This window comes from Variovorax rhizosphaerae, assembly GCF_037889975.1.
Taxonomy (GTDB): domain Bacteria; phylum Pseudomonadota; class Gammaproteobacteria; order Burkholderiales; family Burkholderiaceae_C; genus Variovorax; species Variovorax rhizosphaerae.
Window position 1 is genome coordinate 318,245 of the sequence record NZ_JBBKZT010000009.1, and the last position, 14,598, is coordinate 332,842.

General features: G+C 67.3%; 15 protein-coding genes. 10 read left to right on the forward strand and 5 right to left on the reverse strand.

Annotated features, from left to right (window positions below):
- The first annotated feature begins 111 nt into the window (after positions 1–111).
- Entirely contained in the window at positions 112–1,452 is a 1,341-nt protein-coding gene (guaD, locus tag WKW82_RS21010; RefSeq protein ID WP_340344273.1) for a guanine deaminase, read from the forward strand.
- Positions 1,449–2,015 (forward strand): dCTP deaminase, encoded by a 567-nt coding sequence (dcd, locus tag WKW82_RS21015; RefSeq protein ID WP_340344274.1) that lies wholly within the window; start codon positions 1,449–1,451, stop codon positions 2,013–2,015. The genes guaD and dcd overlap by 4 nt, the downstream gene beginning before the upstream one ends.
- On the opposite strand, the gene WKW82_RS21020 is transcribed toward dcd, so the two are convergent.
- A complete protein-coding gene (locus tag WKW82_RS21020; RefSeq protein WP_340344275.1) occupies positions 1,985–2,122 on the reverse strand; it encodes a hypothetical protein in 138 nt (45 codons plus the stop codon). The two genes, dcd and WKW82_RS21020, sit on opposite strands and share 31 nt — an antisense overlap.
- Between WKW82_RS21020 and WKW82_RS21025 the strand changes: the two genes are divergently transcribed.
- From WKW82_RS21025 to WKW82_RS21040, 4 genes are all read left to right on the forward strand, one after another.
- Complete coding sequence (locus WKW82_RS21025) at positions 2,121–2,363, forward strand: hypothetical protein (RefSeq protein WP_340344276.1); 243 nt, start codon at positions 2,121–2,123, stop codon at positions 2,361–2,363. The genes WKW82_RS21020 and WKW82_RS21025 overlap by 2 nt on opposite strands.
- A 49-nt stretch (positions 2,364–2,412) precedes the next feature.
- Entirely contained in the window at positions 2,413–3,297 is an 885-nt protein-coding gene (ypfJ, locus tag WKW82_RS21030) for a KPN_02809 family neutral zinc metallopeptidase (RefSeq protein ID WP_340344277.1), read from the forward strand.
- Positions 3,298–3,382: 85 nt separating this feature from the next.
- The gene (locus tag WKW82_RS21035; protein ID WP_340344278.1) at positions 3,383–3,580 is read left to right on the forward strand and encodes a VOC family protein; all 198 of its coding nucleotides are present in this window, start codon (positions 3,383–3,385) and stop codon (positions 3,578–3,580) included.
- A gap of 244 nt (positions 3,581–3,824) precedes the next feature.
- On the forward strand, positions 3,825–5,297 hold the full coding sequence (locus tag WKW82_RS21040) for a DEAD/DEAH box helicase (protein ID WP_340344279.1): 1,473 nt from the start codon (positions 3,825–3,827) through the stop codon (positions 5,295–5,297).
- A 34-nt stretch (positions 5,298–5,331) separates the two neighbouring features.
- On the opposite strand, the gene WKW82_RS21045 is transcribed toward WKW82_RS21040, so the two are convergent.
- Positions 5,332–6,174, reverse strand: coding sequence for a symmetrical bis(5'-nucleosyl)-tetraphosphatase (locus WKW82_RS21045; protein WP_340344280.1), 843 nt, complete (start codon positions 6,172–6,174; stop codon positions 5,332–5,334).
- 23 nt (positions 6,175–6,197) lie between these two features.
- On the opposite strand from WKW82_RS21045, the gene WKW82_RS21050 reads away from it, so the two are divergent.
- Complete coding sequence (locus WKW82_RS21050; RefSeq protein WP_340344281.1) at positions 6,198–7,511, forward strand: hemolysin family protein; 1,314 nt, start codon at positions 6,198–6,200, stop codon at positions 7,509–7,511.
- A 26-nt stretch (positions 7,512–7,537) separates the two neighbouring features.
- The gene (locus WKW82_RS21055; RefSeq protein WP_340344282.1) at positions 7,538–7,858 is read left to right on the forward strand and encodes a hypothetical protein; all 321 of its coding nucleotides are present in this window, start codon (positions 7,538–7,540) and stop codon (positions 7,856–7,858) included.
- A gap of 194 nt (positions 7,859–8,052) precedes the next feature.
- Here WKW82_RS21055 and WKW82_RS21060 read toward each other — a convergent pair whose 3' ends face one another.
- Positions 8,053–8,220 (reverse strand): universal stress protein, encoded by a 168-nt coding sequence (locus WKW82_RS21060; RefSeq protein ID WP_340344283.1) that lies wholly within the window; start codon positions 8,218–8,220, stop codon positions 8,053–8,055.
- A 179-nt stretch (positions 8,221–8,399) separates the two neighbouring features.
- On the opposite strand from WKW82_RS21060, the gene WKW82_RS21065 reads away from it, so the two are divergent.
- Together WKW82_RS21065 and WKW82_RS21070 are read left to right on the forward strand one after the other, a co-directional pair.
- Positions 8,400–10,649 carry a heavy metal translocating P-type ATPase gene (locus WKW82_RS21065; RefSeq protein WP_340344284.1) on the forward strand — a complete coding sequence of 750 codons (2,250 nt, stop codon included), beginning with the start codon at positions 8,400–8,402 and terminating at the stop codon, positions 10,647–10,649.
- 195 nt (positions 10,650–10,844) lie between these two features.
- Positions 10,845–11,627 (forward strand): Crp/Fnr family transcriptional regulator, encoded by a 783-nt coding sequence (locus WKW82_RS21070; RefSeq protein ID WP_340344285.1) that lies wholly within the window; start codon positions 10,845–10,847, stop codon positions 11,625–11,627.
- Positions 11,628–11,649: 22 nt separating this feature from the next.
- On the opposite strand, the gene WKW82_RS21075 is transcribed toward WKW82_RS21070, so the two are convergent.
- Together WKW82_RS21075 and WKW82_RS21080 are read right to left on the reverse strand one after the other, a co-directional pair.
- Entirely contained in the window at positions 11,650–13,692 is a 2,043-nt protein-coding gene (locus WKW82_RS21075; RefSeq protein ID WP_340344286.1) for an ATP-binding protein, read from the reverse strand.
- Positions 13,689–14,420: a response regulator gene (locus WKW82_RS21080; RefSeq protein ID WP_340344287.1), complete on the reverse strand. Its 732-nt coding sequence runs from the start codon at positions 14,418–14,420 to the stop codon at positions 13,689–13,691. Before WKW82_RS21080 ends, WKW82_RS21075 begins: the two co-directional genes overlap by 4 nt.
- Positions 14,421–14,598: the final 178 nt, after the last annotated feature.

The following is a 14,598-nucleotide window of genomic DNA, read 5'->3' on the forward strand; positions in this document are numbered from 1 at the left end:
GTCGTCAAGGAAAGAAACTCCCCTGAATTCACGACGATTGTGTTCGGTTGCGGATGGCAATTATCCGCATGCCGGCATCATGGACGCGGCGTTTCTGCTTAAGCTACCGGCATGAAAGCGTACCGTGCCTCACTTTTGCGATTTGATTTCAATGGAAATGCCCTGTTCGATGAAGACGGTTTACTGGTCGTCGGCCCCGATTCTGCCGGGCGGCAGGTCGTGCTCGACGCCGGACCCTGGCACCAGGTAGCCCCCCGCCATCCCGGCCTGGATGCAACAAGCTTGCCAGGGCGCATCCTGGCGCCAGGATTCATCGATATGCACATCCATTTCCCGCAGACCGACATCATCGGTGCGCCTGCGGATGGGCTGCTTCCCTGGCTGGAGAACTACACCTTTCCAGCCGAGAGCCAGTTTACCGACCCGGAACACGCGTCCCAGGTGGCCGAGGTCTTCCTTGACGAGTTGATGCGCAATGGCGTGACCACCGCGCTCGCCTTCGCAACCTCGCACCCGACATCGGTCAACGCCATTTTCTCGGCGGCGCAGCGGCGCGAGTTGCGCATGGTGGCCGGCAAAGTGCTGCAGGATCGTCATTCCCCCGATGGTGTCAGGGACGAAACCGAACAGAGCCTGATCGACACGGAAGCCTTGATCCAGCGCTGGCACAACGTCGACCGGCTCGGCTACGCGATCACCCCCCGCTTTGCGCCCACCTGCACGGATGAGCAACTGCGCGGCGCCGGCGAACTGGCCGCACGCTACCCGGACACCTGGATTCACACCCACGTCGCAGAGAACGAGGACGAGGTGAAATGGGTGATGAAGCTGTTTCCCGAGGCGCGTTCCTACCTGGATGTCTACCTCGGCTTCGACCTGATGCGCGCCCGATCGATCTATGCGCACTGCATCCACTTCGATGACGACGACCGCCGTCTCATGCGTGAGACAGGTGCGGCCGCCGCCGTCAGCCCGACCAGCAACCTGTTCCTGGGCAGCGGATTCTTCGATTTCGAGGGCGCCGACCGCATCGGCTACCACTACGGCCTGGCCAGCGACGTCGGCGGCGGCACCAGCTTCAGCCCCTTCCACACCATGCTTGCCGCCTACTACGTCGGTCGCGAGGGCCGGACCAAGCCGGGCCTCAGCATCGCGCCCTCGCAACTCTGGTGGCGTCACACCGCTGGCGCGGCGCGCGCATTGGGACTCGAAGGGGTCGTCGGCAACCTGCAGCCCGGCTGCGAGGCTGATTTCCTGGTGCTGAATCCCAAGGCCACGCCGCTGCTGGCGCGCAAGACCGGGCGGGCCAGCAACCTGGAGGAACTGCTGTTCTCCCTGATCGTGCTCGGCGACGACCGGGTGATCGAGCAGACCGTGATCTCGCAGGCGGCGCCCGCGACGGGCGGCGTGCCAAAATCCACGCCCTCTTCCCGCAGCCCCGACCTCACATGAGCATCAAGAGCGACAAATGGATCCGGCGCATGGCCGAACGCAACGGCATGATCGAGCCCTTCGAGCCGGGCCAGGTCCGCGAGCGCGAGGGCCACAAGATCATCAGCTACGGCACCTCGAGCTACGGCTACGACATCCGCTGCGCGCCTGAATTCAAGGTGTTTACCAACATCCACAGCACAGTGGTCGACCCGAAGAATTTCGACGAGAAGAGCTTCGTCGACATGCACGGCGACTACTGCATCATCCCGCCCAACAGCTTCGCGCTGGCGCGCACGCTCGAGTACTTCCGCATTCCGCGCAACGTGCTGACCATCTGCCTCGGCAAGAGCACCTATGCGCGTTGCGGCATCATCGTCAACGTCACGCCCTTCGAGCCTGAATGGGAAGGCTACGTGACGCTGGAATTCAGCAACACCACGCCGCTGCCGGCCAAGATCTACGCTGGCGAAGGCTGCGCGCAGGTGCTGTTCTTCGAGAGCGACGAGGTCTGCGAGACCAGCTACAAGGACCGCGGCGGCAAGTACCAGGGTCAGCGCGGCGTGACGCTTCCCAAGGCCTGAGTTCCTACGCGCGCTTGCGCGGCGCGCTCCCAGCGCAGCAGCGCGCCTGCATCCAGCATGGCGCTGCCGTCGCGCATCGGGCGCGGCGTTTCAAAGGGGACTTTCATGCTCGATTCGATCAACCAGGTGCGCGACATGTCGCCGCTGCGCAAGTTGCTGTTGGCCGTACTCTTGGCGATTGTGCTGGCGCAGGCGGTGGCGATGGCATTGATTGCCCAGTCCCAAGTCCGGAAGGCCGAATGGCGCGAAGCAGCCGAGACGCAGCGTCGCACGGAAGTCGCTCAACGTCCCTCGCGCCCTGCCGTGCGCGACGGCCTCATGACTGTCGGTTACACGTATTCCCGTTGAGCCGGTACTATTCAGGCGCTATCCGGCCCACGCCGGCAAGGAGACAGCCATGAGATGGGAAGGCAACGAACAATCCGACAACGTCGAGGACCGCCGCGGCGGTGGCGGTGGCGGTGGGCGAGGCGGGGGATTGATCGGCGGTCGCAGCATTGGCATCGGCACGATTGCGGTGGCGCTGATTGGCGGATGGGTGCTGGGCATCAACCCACTCACGGTGCTCGGCTTGCTCAGCGGAGGCGGCTCGCCGCAGGTGCAGCAACAGCAGGGCCCGGCGCCAAAGCCGCCGGCGAACGATCGCGAGGCGGCTTTTGTCTCCACTGTGCTCAAGAACACAGAAGTGGTGTGGACGGCGGTCTTCCAGCAGAACGGCAAGACCTACACACCGCCGCGGCTCGTGCTGTTCCGCAACGCCACGCCCACGGCGTGCGGCACCGGCCAGTCGGCCATGGGCCCGTTCTATTGCCCGGGCGACAAGAAGGTCTACATCGACCTCGCCTTCTTTGACACGCTCAAGAACCGTCTGGGTGCGCCCGGCGAGTTCGCGCAGGCCTACGTGATTGCGCACGAGGTCGGCCACCATGTGCAGGACGAGTTGGGTGTCACGGGCAAGGTCGATGCGATGCGCAATCGCCTGAGCGAGACGCAGAACAACGCACTGAGCGTGCGCGTCGAACTGCAGGCGGACTGCTTTGCTGGCGTATGGGCCCGCAATTCGCAGGAGTCGAAACAATGGCTCGATCCGGGCGACATCGAGGCCGCCATGAACGCGGCCCAGAAGATCGGCGACGATGCGCTGCAACGTTCGGCCGGCAGGGCCGTGGTGCCGGACAGCTTTACACATGGCACCAGCGCCCAGCGGCAGCACTGGTTCGGCGCCGGCTTCCAGAGCGGCAAGATCCAGTCCTGCGATACGTTCGCGGCGCGCACCCTGTAGCGATCAGGCTTCGGAGCGCCGGGCGACGTGCGCGGCAGCTTGGCTGCATGCGTGGGCGTTGTCAGGGCTGTACCAAGACACACCGGTGAAGCTCAATCAGGTCGCGCTGCCTGTTATCGATTTCGACCGATCGGTCGCGCTCTATCGGAATATGGGCTTTTCGCTCATCGTTCATGCGCCGCCGCGTCATGCAAGATTCGAGTGCCCTGAAGGAGACGCAACTTTCTCGCTGCATTCGGTAGACGGCCCGACAAGCAACAACGGGTGTGGTTGTGTACCTTGAGTGTGGCAACTTGGATGCACGCGTCCGGCAGTTGCGTGCCAAGGGTTCATTCAACTCCCCACGGATGAGTCCTGGCGCTAGCGAGAGGCACGGCTCGTCGATCCCTCCGGCAACGTCCCTTGCCTTTTCCGGGCGGGTGACAACCGCAAGAACCCTCCTCGGCGAGTCCCCGACTGACAGTGGCCTGCGCTGGTTTCCCCTGGTTTTTTGCTGATTTTTGCGGCAGTGCGACAATAGCGGGTTGATGACCAGTTCTTTTTCCAATCTTTCGCTGGCTGAACCGCTGGCGCGCGCCGTGGCCGAAATGGGCTACGAGACCATGACCCCGATCCAGGAGCAAGCCATTCCAGTGGTGCTCGCGGGTCAGGACGTGATGGGCGCGGCCCAGACCGGGACCGGCAAGACGGCAGCCTTCGCGCTGCCGCTGCTGCAGCGGATGCTCAAGCACGAAAACGCCTCGACCTCACCGGCGCGCCACCCGGTGCGCGCCCTGGTGCTGTTGCCCACGCGCGAACTCGCCGTGCAGGTGGCCCAGCAGGTCGAGCTGTACGCCAAGTACACCAACCTGCGCAGTGCCGTCGTCTTCGGTGGCATGGACATGAAGCCGCAGACGCTGGAGCTGAAGAAGGGCGTCGAAGTGCTCGTCGCCACGCCCGGCCGGCTGCTGGACCACATCGAGGCCAAGAACGCGGTGCTCAACCAGGTCGAGTACGTGGTGCTCGACGAGGCCGACCGCATGCTGGACATCGGTTTCCTGCCCGACCTGCAGCGCATCCTCAGCTACCTGCCCAAGCAGCGCACCACGCTGCTGTTCTCGGCCACTTTCTCGCCGGAAATCAAGCGCCTCGCCGGCAGCTACCTGCAGAACCCGATCACGATCGAGGTGGCCAGGCCCAATGAGACGGCTTCCACCGTCGAGCAGCATTTCTACAGCGTGAGCGACGAGGACAAGCGCCGCGCGCTCAAGCAGATCGTCAAGCAGCGAGGCATCACGCAGGCTTTCGTCTTCGTCAACAGCAAGCTCGGTTGCGCACGGCTCGCGCGTTCGCTGGAGCGCGAGGGCCTCAAGACCACCGCACTGCACGGCGACAAGAGCCAGGACGAGCGACTCAAGGCGCTGGACGCGTTCAAGAAGGGCGAGGTCGACCTGCTCGTGTGCACCGACGTCGCCGCGCGCGGCCTCGACATCAAGGACGTCCCGGCGGTGTTCAACTTCGACATCCCGTTCAACGCGGAAGACTACGTCCACCGCATCGGCCGCACCGGCCGTGCCGGCGCATCCGGCCTGGCCGTGAGCTTTGCCAGCGGCGGCAATGATGCGCGCCTGGTGGCCGACATCGAGAAGCTGATCAAGAACAAGATCGAACTGGAAGCCATCGAGTTCGATGAAGACCGTCCGCGGGGCCGCATCAACGACGGCCGTCGCCACTGGCGCGAAGAGGGTGAGGCCGGCGATGCGCGCGACATGCTGGACGCGCCGCGCGAGCGTGGTGGCGAGTCGCGTGGACTGCGCGGCGGTGGCCGACCGCACCGCGCACCGGCCGCGCCGCGCGATCCGTTTTTCGACAAGCCGTACGAGCCGGGCCAGAGCGATGCTGCACCGGCTTGGGAGGCCGCCGCCAAGAGCGTTCCAGCGGTGCGCGGTATTTCGGCCAACATCAAGAGCAAGCGCAAGGTGGCCGCGTTGTTCAAGACGCCCGAGCCGACGAGCAACTGACGCTCAGCCCCCAAGTGACGACAAAAAGCCAGGTTCAGCCTGGCTTTTGGCTTTGGGCGCAGCGCACCTCGATGTGCTCCCGTTCTGCCAACGTGTCGCCGATGCGCGCCGCGCTCAAGCAGCCGCCCCAGACACAGCCGGTGTCGGTCGCGAGCAGGTCAGGCCGCGACAGCCAGCCCAGCGTGGACCAGTGGCCGAACGCCACCGTTGCAGCGGCCGTGCGCCGGCCCGGGACGTCGAACCAAGGCATGAATCCGGTCGGCGCCGAGGCGGCATCGTCCTTGGCCTCGAACTCCATCACGCCGTCGGCATTGCAGAAGCGCAGGCGCGTCAGCGCGTTGACGATGACGCGCAGGCGTTCGATGCCCGTCAAGGTGTCGCGCCACTGTGCAGGTTCGTTGCCGTACATGGCATGCAGGAACTCGCCGTAGGCCCGACCTTGCAGAGCGGATTCGACTTCCGCGGCGCAGGCCAGCACGTCGCTCACGTTCCACTGCGGCAGCACGCCGGCATGGACCATCAGCAGGTCCGACCCGCCGATCTCTTCACGCAGCGCGAGGTGCTGGTGGCGCAGCCAGCCGAGCAGGGCCTCGCGGTCGGGGGCCTCGAGGACGCCGGCCAAGGTGTCGCGCCGGCCCGGCTTGTGCGCGCCGGATGCGACCGCCAGCAGGTGCAGGTCGTGATTGCCGAGCAGGCTGTGCGCTGACGCGCCATAGCCCTGCACACGCCGCAGCACGGTGGCCGAGCCGGGACCGCGGTTGACCAGGTCTCCCAGCAGCACCAAGCGGTCACGGCTCGGGGAGAAGTCGATCTTGTCGAGCAGCCGGCCGAGCGGCTCGTCGCAGCCCTGCACGTCGCCTATCAAGTAAAGTGCCATGCTTCCCATTCTCTCCCGCGTACATGGATGTTTTTCTCCTGGCCGTGCTGACGACGCTCAACGCGTTGTTCTCCATGTCCGAAATGGCCCTTTCCACCAGCCGACGTGCGAGGCTCGCGGCAATGGCCGAAAGCGGCGATGCCGGCGCGGTGGCGGCGCTGCGCCTGATGGAAGACCCCACGCAGTTCCTCTCCACCGTGCAGATCGGCATCACGTCGATCGGCATGCTCAGCGGCATCGTGGGCGAGGCGGCGTTCGCGGCGCCTCTGGCCGTCTGGTTCGAGGAACTCGGCATGGGACGCGGGGCGGCCAGCGTGGTGTCGACGGGCATCGTGGTGACCGTCATCACCTTTTTCACCATCCTGGTGGGCGAACTGGTGCCCAAGCGCATCGGGCAGTTGTATCCGGAGCCGGTGGCGCGCTGGGTCTCGCGGCCCATGCGCGCAATCGCCACCGGCGCCAAGCCCTTCGTGCTGCTGCTGTCGGGCGCGACAGCGATGATCCTGCGCTTCCTGCGCATCGATGCCAATGCGGCGCGTGTCGTCACCGAGGAGGAAATCTCGGCCAGCCTGGAGGAAGGCGTCGATGCGGGCGTCATCGAGCACCACGAGCACCAGATGGTGCGCAACGTGTTCCACCTGGACGACCGGCGCCTGTCCTCGCTGATGATTCCGCGCGCCGACATCGAGTGGCTCGAAGCCAGCGATACGGTGGCGCAGGCCCTGCGCAAGGTGGCCGAGGCGGGCGCGCTGAACATCGTGCATTCCTGGTACCCGGTCTGCCGGAATTCGCTGGACGACGTGGTCGGCGTGATCAGCGTGGCGCGCTTGTTGCATCTGGGTCCGCAGCACGTGGGCGTGATCGAATCGGCGGCGCAGCCGGCATCGTTCGTGCCGGAGACACTGACTGGCATGGAGTTGCTGGAGCAGTTCCGGGAGCGGGCCGGGCGGCTGGTCTTCGTGGTCGATGAATATGGTGAGGTGCAAGGACTGATGACGCCGCGGGACCTGCTGGAGGCGATTACCGGCGAATTGCAGCCCGGCATGCAGACCGATGCATGGGCCACGGAGCGAGAAGATGGCACTTGGGAACTCGATGGATTGATGCCCGTGTCAGAATTGAGGGCCCGACTTGCCATCAAGGAATTGCCCGACGAGGAGCGTGGCCGCTACAACACGGTGGCCGGGTTGCTGATGTCGGTGTCGGGCCAGTTGCCTGCGGTGGGCGAGCGCATCGATTGTTCGGGATGGACTTTCGAGGTCGCGGCGCTCGATGGCAGGCGGATCGACAAAGTGCTGGCGAGTCCCGACGCGAGTTACGACCCAGAAGATGGCTGAATACCGCCGACCCGAATGACTTCTCCATGAGCCAGGAACCTCTCCGAATCACCGTTGGCCCCCGTTGGCAGCTTTTCACCTACCAGCGTGAGGGCTTCCAGTTGATCGGCACCGTGCAGCGCGGCATGCAGATCGGTGCGCTGGCGAAGATGCCCGACGGTGACTATGCGCAAGTCAACGGCGATGTCGTCGAGACGCTGAATCGCAGTCGCGTCGAATTCGCATTGCGCGCCGCCACCGGCACCAAGCCGGGCGAACCGATCGTCAATATCCCCCGCGCGCCCTCGGCGGCGGTGGTGGTGACGGTGAAGAAGAAGCGCCGCATCGTCCTGCCGCCGAGCGAGTAGCGGGCGCCGCCGCTGCTGCGGCAGCGCCGCCGTCTGGTGCGGATGCCGGCGGGACGGCGCCGGGAGAACCGTGGCTGGGAGGTTGCCAAGCCCCGCTGGCCGTTCAACCTGCCGCAGCACCAGCGGAGGTGGCGCCGTGCGCCTCAGCACGTGCCGGGTGGCCAGTTCAGTCGGCCTCGATACGGTCGATGTCCTCAAGTCGAGAAGGCCATCGCCCCTTCGAAGTGGCCGGTCGGATGCCTCGGCACGACGGTGGCGGCCACCCGTTCGGCCCCGAGCAGCGCGGCCAGGGTGACGGCGTTGTTCACGACTTTCCTCGACAGCGTGGAGCCATCGGTGGTGACGAGTATTCGCCTGCACATGAGCGGTTTCTCCGAGGAGATTCCGGCGAGCGTAGGGGCATTCGCGCCGCCGTGGCGTGACGCAGATCATCACCGCGCCACATCGATGGCCCTAGCCTTGCGCCATGCAAGTTGCGCTATCGCTCGAACAGGCCGGGCTCCACGGGCCTCCTGCCTTTTCGGCGCCCCAGGGTGGGTCATTGCTGGACGATCCAGCGGAATGGGCGGCCTTCAGCCGGCCGCTCGGCGGCGATCCGCTGGCCGGCCGGTGGGAGTCGCAGGTGCTGGTCGAGGGCATGCACTGCGCCGCGTGCGCCTTTGCCGTCGAAGCGGCGCTGGCGCGGGTGCCGGGGGTGGAAAAGGCCGAGGTCGACGTGGCGACCCGGCGCGCTCGCATCGTCTGGTCGGCAGCGCGGACCGTGCCCTCCGGCTGGTTCCGGGCCTGCGAGGGCGCGGGTTGCACGCTGGTGCCCGCGGGCGACCTGGCCGTGCGTGCGCGCCGGCTTCGGGACGCACGCATCGCGCTGTGGCGCTGGCTGGTGGCTGGCTTCTGCATGGCGCAGGTGATGCATGCCTACCCGGCCAACGTCGTGCATGCCGGGGACCTGGCCGCCGATGCCGCGACGGTGCTGCGCTGGGCATCGTGGGTGCTGACACTGCCGTTGGTGCTGTTTTCTTGCGGGCCGTTCTTCGCGGGTGCGCTGCGCAGCCTGCGGGGCGGCCGCATCGGGATGGACCTGCCCGTCGCGCTCGGCATCGCGATCACCTTTGTGGTGAGCAGCGCGGCCACCTTCGACCCCAGGGGATCGCTGGGCGCCGACGTGTATTTCGATTCGCTGGCCATGTTCGTCTTCTTCCTGCTGACCGGCCGCTGGCTGGAGACGCGCCTGCGAGGCCGCACCGCGGGGGCACTGGAGGCGCTGATGAACCGCCAGCCCGAGCATGCGGAAAGGCTCGCGCCGGGCGGCGACTTCGAGTGCGTCTCGGTGCAGCGCCTGGCATGCGGCGATGTGGTTCGCGTGCGTCCGGGCGAGCGCTTTCCGGCCGATGGCGTGGTCAGCCTGGGCCGCACCACGGTCGACGAGGCCTTGCTCACCGGCGAGTTGCGTGCGGTCGTGCGCGACTATGGCGCGCGTGTGCTGGCCGGCAGCCGCAACCTGTCGGCGACGGTGCAGGTGCGGCTCGATTCGGTGGGACAGGACACGCGACTTGCGCAGATCGTGGCGCTGATGGAGAACGCCTCCCTGCACAAGCCCCGGCTGGCGTCGCTGGCCGACCGGGCGGCCCAGCCGTTCCTACTCTTCGTGCTGTGCGCGGCAGGGCTTGCGGCCAGCCTCTGGTGGCCGGTGGACCCTGGCAAGGCGCTGATGGTGGCGGTGGCCGTGCTGATCGCGACGTGCCCCTGCGCGCTGTCGCTGGCCACGCCAGCGGCGATGCAGGCGAGTGCCGGAATGCTGGCCCGGCGGGGCGTGTTGGTGCGCAACCTGCAGGCGCTGGAAGGGCTGGCGCTGGCGGACACGCTGGTGTTCGACAAGACCGGCACGCTCACGATCGACATGCCGCGCGTCGTCGGCATGCACTGCCGGCCGGGCACCCGAAGCAGCTCGGCGCTGGAGCGCGCGGCAGCGATCGCGGCGCAGTCGCTGCATCCGGTGGCGTGTGCGGTGGTGAACGCCTGGAATGACCGGCCGCATCCGCCGACGAGCTGGAAGGTCGTGCAGGCAGAGGAGTCCGTGGGCAGGGGTGTCGAGGCCTGTGTGATCGACGCAGCCACGTCCGACGCGGGCACGCAGCGCATGTGGTTCGGATCCGCCGCCTTCTGTGGCGTGCCGCCCTTGCACGCGTCGGCGTCGCAAGTCCATCTGAGCGACGAACAGGGCTGGCTGGCGACTTTCGTGATGGAGGAAAGCGTGCGTGCCGATGCGGCGGCAACCGTCGCCGTGTTGCGATCGCAAGGCTTGTCGGTTCACCTGCTCTCGGGCGACAGTGCCGCCGCGGCCAGCGCCGTCGCGCTGCGAACCGGCATCCGGAGCGTGAACGGCGATTGCACGCCGGAAGCCAAGCGGCTGATCCTGGAGGGCTTCCAGGACCGGGGGCATCGCGTGGCGATGGTGGGCGATGGCCTGAACGACGGCCCGGTGCTGGGGCGCGCCGATGCCTCGTTCGCCTTCGGCAATGCCGTGCCGCTGGCCAGGGCGCAGGCCGACTTCGTCATGCTGGGCAGCGAACTGCGCGTGATCGACCTGACCGTCGCGCAGGCCCGGCGCACGATGCGCGTGGCGCGGCAGAACCTCTGGTGGGCGGCGGGCTACAACGCGCTGTGCGTGCCGCTGGCGGCGGCAGGCATGCTGCCGGCTTGGCTGGCCGGGCTGGGCATGGCCGCGAGTTCGCTGGTGGTGGTGCTCAATGCGTCGCGCCTGGCGGGACGGAATGACCCAGCGGGGCAGTGAAGGGAAGGGGTGCGCGCCTCGCTGGCCCCGCAGGGCCTGTGGATGGACTTCGGCCAGGCTCTCTGCGGCGGCTGCCGCTGAATCCATCGATGGGATACAAAGTATTCACTCACTGTTACTTGACACCTATGCGTTGTTATTTGCCGGTTGCAGTGGCTTCCTATGCTTCATCGACCCCACGGCAAGGACCCGGCGATGAACGAAGCGACCCGCAACTCCAGCCGCGTCTCCGGCACCACGCGCATTGCCGACATGCTCCGCCTCTTGCAGGACAGCCTGCCCGTGCAGCGCCGCGTGGTGCGCGCTGGCGATGTCGTCTACCGGCTGGGCCAGTCCTTCGGCTGCCTGCATGTCGTGAGCTCCGGCTTCTTCAAGATGGTCAACCTTTCGGACGAGGGGCGCGAGCAGGTGGTCAGCCTGCACTTCAAGGGCGACTGGATGGGGCTCGACGGGATCGCCAGCGGCCAGTACGGCTGCGACGCCATCGCGCTGGACACCGGCGAGGTCTGGGCCATTCGCTACGACACGTTGATCGAGGCCGCGGTCCGCAAGCCGGCCCTGCTGACGGCGATGCACGGCGCGATGAGCCGCGAGTTGCGGCGCGACCACGATTCGATGCTGGCGGTGTGCACGCTGCCGGCCGATGCGCGGGTGGCCGGCTTCCTGCGCTACTGGGCCGATGCGCTGGACCAGCGCGGCCTGCGCACCGACCAGTTCACGCTGCGCATGACGCGCGCCGAGATCGGCAATTACCTCGGCATGAAGCAGGAGACCGTCAGCCGCGCGCTCTCACGCCTGGCGCGCGGCGATGTGATCCGCTTCACCGAGCAGACCCGTCGCGACATCCACATCCCGCAGGCCGAGGCGCTGGCGGACTTCATTCGCGACGTCGGTACGCCCAGTGCGCCGGACGAGGGAGCCGCGGCGCTTCAGGGAACGCGGGGCGCAAGTCGTTCTGGCATTGCCGCCGCGACTTGAGCCAACCGGGCGCAGCCTGGTGCTACGGGCCCAGTACCTTGGCCATCGCGCGTTCAAGGTCGGCGCGGCTGCAGGGCTTGCGCAGCAGCTCGCGGCCCTGCGACTCGTCGTCGAGCAGCACGCTCGAATAACCGGACATCAACAGCACCGGCAAGTCCGGCGCGCGCTCCCGCACGCGGTCGGCCAGTTCGCTGCCGCGGAGGCCGGTGCCGAGCACGATGTCTGTCAGCAGCAGGTCGAAGGCCCTGCCGGCATCGAGCAACTGCAGGGCCTGCTCGCCGTTCGCGCAGGCGAAGGCCTCGCAAGCCATCGCCGCCAGGAAGGCCTGGATGACCTTGCGCACTTCCGGATCGTCCTCGACCAGCAGCACGCGCACGCCAGCGCGGACGCGGCGCGGCCGTTCTGCGCCGGCGTCCTCGTCGACCGGAGGGCGCTCAGCCACGCGCGGGAGGTAGAGCGTGACGGTGGTGCCCTCGCCAGGCGTGCTGCGCAGCGTGCTCGCACCGTGCGACTGCCGGGTGAAGCCGTAGACCGTGGCCAGGCCCAGACCGGTGCCACGGCCGGCTTCCTTGGTGGTGAAGAAGGGCTCGAAGGCGCGCTCCCTGACGGACTCCGGCATGCCCGCCCCGGTGTCGGTGATGGCGATGGCGACATAGCCGTCCGGCGAGAGCCCGGCTTCCGCTTCCAGTTCTGCGGGCAGGTCGACCGCAGGGCCGGAGGTGAAGGTGATGGTGCCGCCCTGCGGCATGGCGTCGCGCGCGTTGATGACCACGTTCAGCAAGGCGGATTCGAGTTGCACCGAATCCGCGATGCACAGCGCGTCCCGGGTGTCGATCCGGAGGGCGATGCGCTGGTCCAGCGTGCGCGCGAGCATGCCCGTCAGCGAGGCCAGGAGCGCTCGCGTGTCGACGACCGTGGGTTGCAGCACCTGCCGTCTTGAAAAGGCCAGCAGCTTGCCCGTGAGTTCGCCACCGCGCCGTGCCGCGCGATAGGCGGCCCCGACCAGTTGCCGGACCGCCGGGTCGTCGGCGCAGGCGGGCAGTTCCTCCAGCATCTGCAGGTTGCCCGAGATCACGGTCAGCAGGTTGTTGAAATCGTGCGCCACGCAGCCGGTGAGTTGCCCGACGCTCTCGAGTCGCTGCGCATGGTGCAGCGCTTCCTCGCTGGCGGTGCGTTGCATCACCGTGGCGAGCATGCTCGAGAGCGATTCGAGGAAACGCACCTCGTCCTCGCCAAAGTGATGCGGCCTGCGCGAGCGCACCGCCAGCGTGCCGATGGTGCGGCCGCGATCGCCGAGCGGCACCGACAGCTCGCACACCAGCCCGGCCTGCAGGTAGTGCGCGGGAATCGTGAAGCGCTGCTCGCTCGCATAGTCGCCCACCGCCACGGACTTGCCGGTGGCCACCACATGCCCGGAGGGCGATCCCGGCTCGTTCGGCAGGCGATGTCCGGCCGCTTCCTGCGGCAGCAGGCCCACGCCGGCGGCAATGCGGAACTCGAGGCCACTGGCTTCGAGCAGCAACACCTTGGCCATCTCGGCCTGCAGCGCTTCCGATGCGATGACCGGCGCCAGCGCCAGCAGTTGCTGCGAATCCCGCGCCTCCACGGCGAGGCGGCCGAAGCGGGCCAGTTGCTCCGAATAGCGTGCGCGCTGCAGGGCCTGCTTGACGCGCGGGTACTCGCTGACGCTGCGGATGGCTGCGACGACGTAGGGCAGGCCGTGGTCCTGCAGCGGGCTCAGCGCGATCTCGACCATGACCTCGCTGCCGTCCTGGCGGCGGGCGACCAGGTCCATCTGCGTGCCCATCGCCCGGATGCGTGGTTGCCCGGCATAGGACTCGCGCCAGGCAGCATGGCGCGAGCGCATGGCATCGGGCACCAGTTGCTCGACGGACAGGCCGATGAGCTGCTCCACCGAATAGCCGAGGACCTCGACCGCCGAGGGGTTGGCCAGGCGGATCATGCCCTGCGGGTCGACCAGCAGCAACGCATCGGGGTAGGCGTCGAAGAGCGTGCAGAACAAGGCCCCGTCATCCGGCCCCACGAGGGGCGGCAACGACGTCATGCCGCGGCCTCGACCTTGGGAACCAGGATGTAGCCCGCGCCGCGCACCGACTTGATGATCTGCGGATGGTCGGGGTCGGCCTCGACTTTGCGGCGCAGGCGGCCGATCTGCACGTCGATGGTGCGGTCGAAGGGGCCGCTGTCGCGGCCACGCGTCTTGCCCAGCAGGAAGTCGCGCGACAGCACCCGGCCCGGATGCGTGACCAGGGCGGTCAACAGCGCGTATTCGCCGGTGGTGAGCGCGACTTCCTCGCCCTGGTCATCGAGCAGCCGGCGGGCGCTGGTGTCGAGCCGCCAATGCGCGAAACGCAATGTGGATGGTGCGGTCGAGCCCGTTGAAGGATTCACCACGATGGCCGGGGCCAGGCGGCGCAGCACGGCCTTGATGCGTGCGAGCAACTCGCGCAGGTCGAAGGGCTTGGTGACGTAGTCGTCCGCGCCGACTTCCAGGCCGACCACCTTGTCCACCGCGTCGCTGCGGCCGGTGACGATCACCAGGCCGCAATGCCAGTGCTCGCGCAGCTTGCGCGCGATCGCGAAGCCGTCTTCCCCGGGCAGGCCCAGGTCGAGCAGCACGAGCGAGGGCGCGTCGTGCGCCATCAGCGCCATGAGGGCGTGACCGGTGTGCACCTGGATGATTCGGTAGCCATGCGCCGCAAGGTAAGTCGCCAAGAGTTGGCTGATGTCGGCCTCGTCGTCAAGGATCGCGAGGTGAGTAGGAAGGTTCACGCGGGCATGGTAGTTCGGGCCAGGCGCTCGCACTACCTCAATACGGGCGTCCGGACCCGCACCGCTGGAAGACCTCGATGGTCGCTGACGACGCGGCCCCATTGCCGGCGCGAACCTTCAGCCCAGCCTGGATGCCGCCAAGGTTGATCTGGCGCACGGGTGCATGGGGCCCATTGCG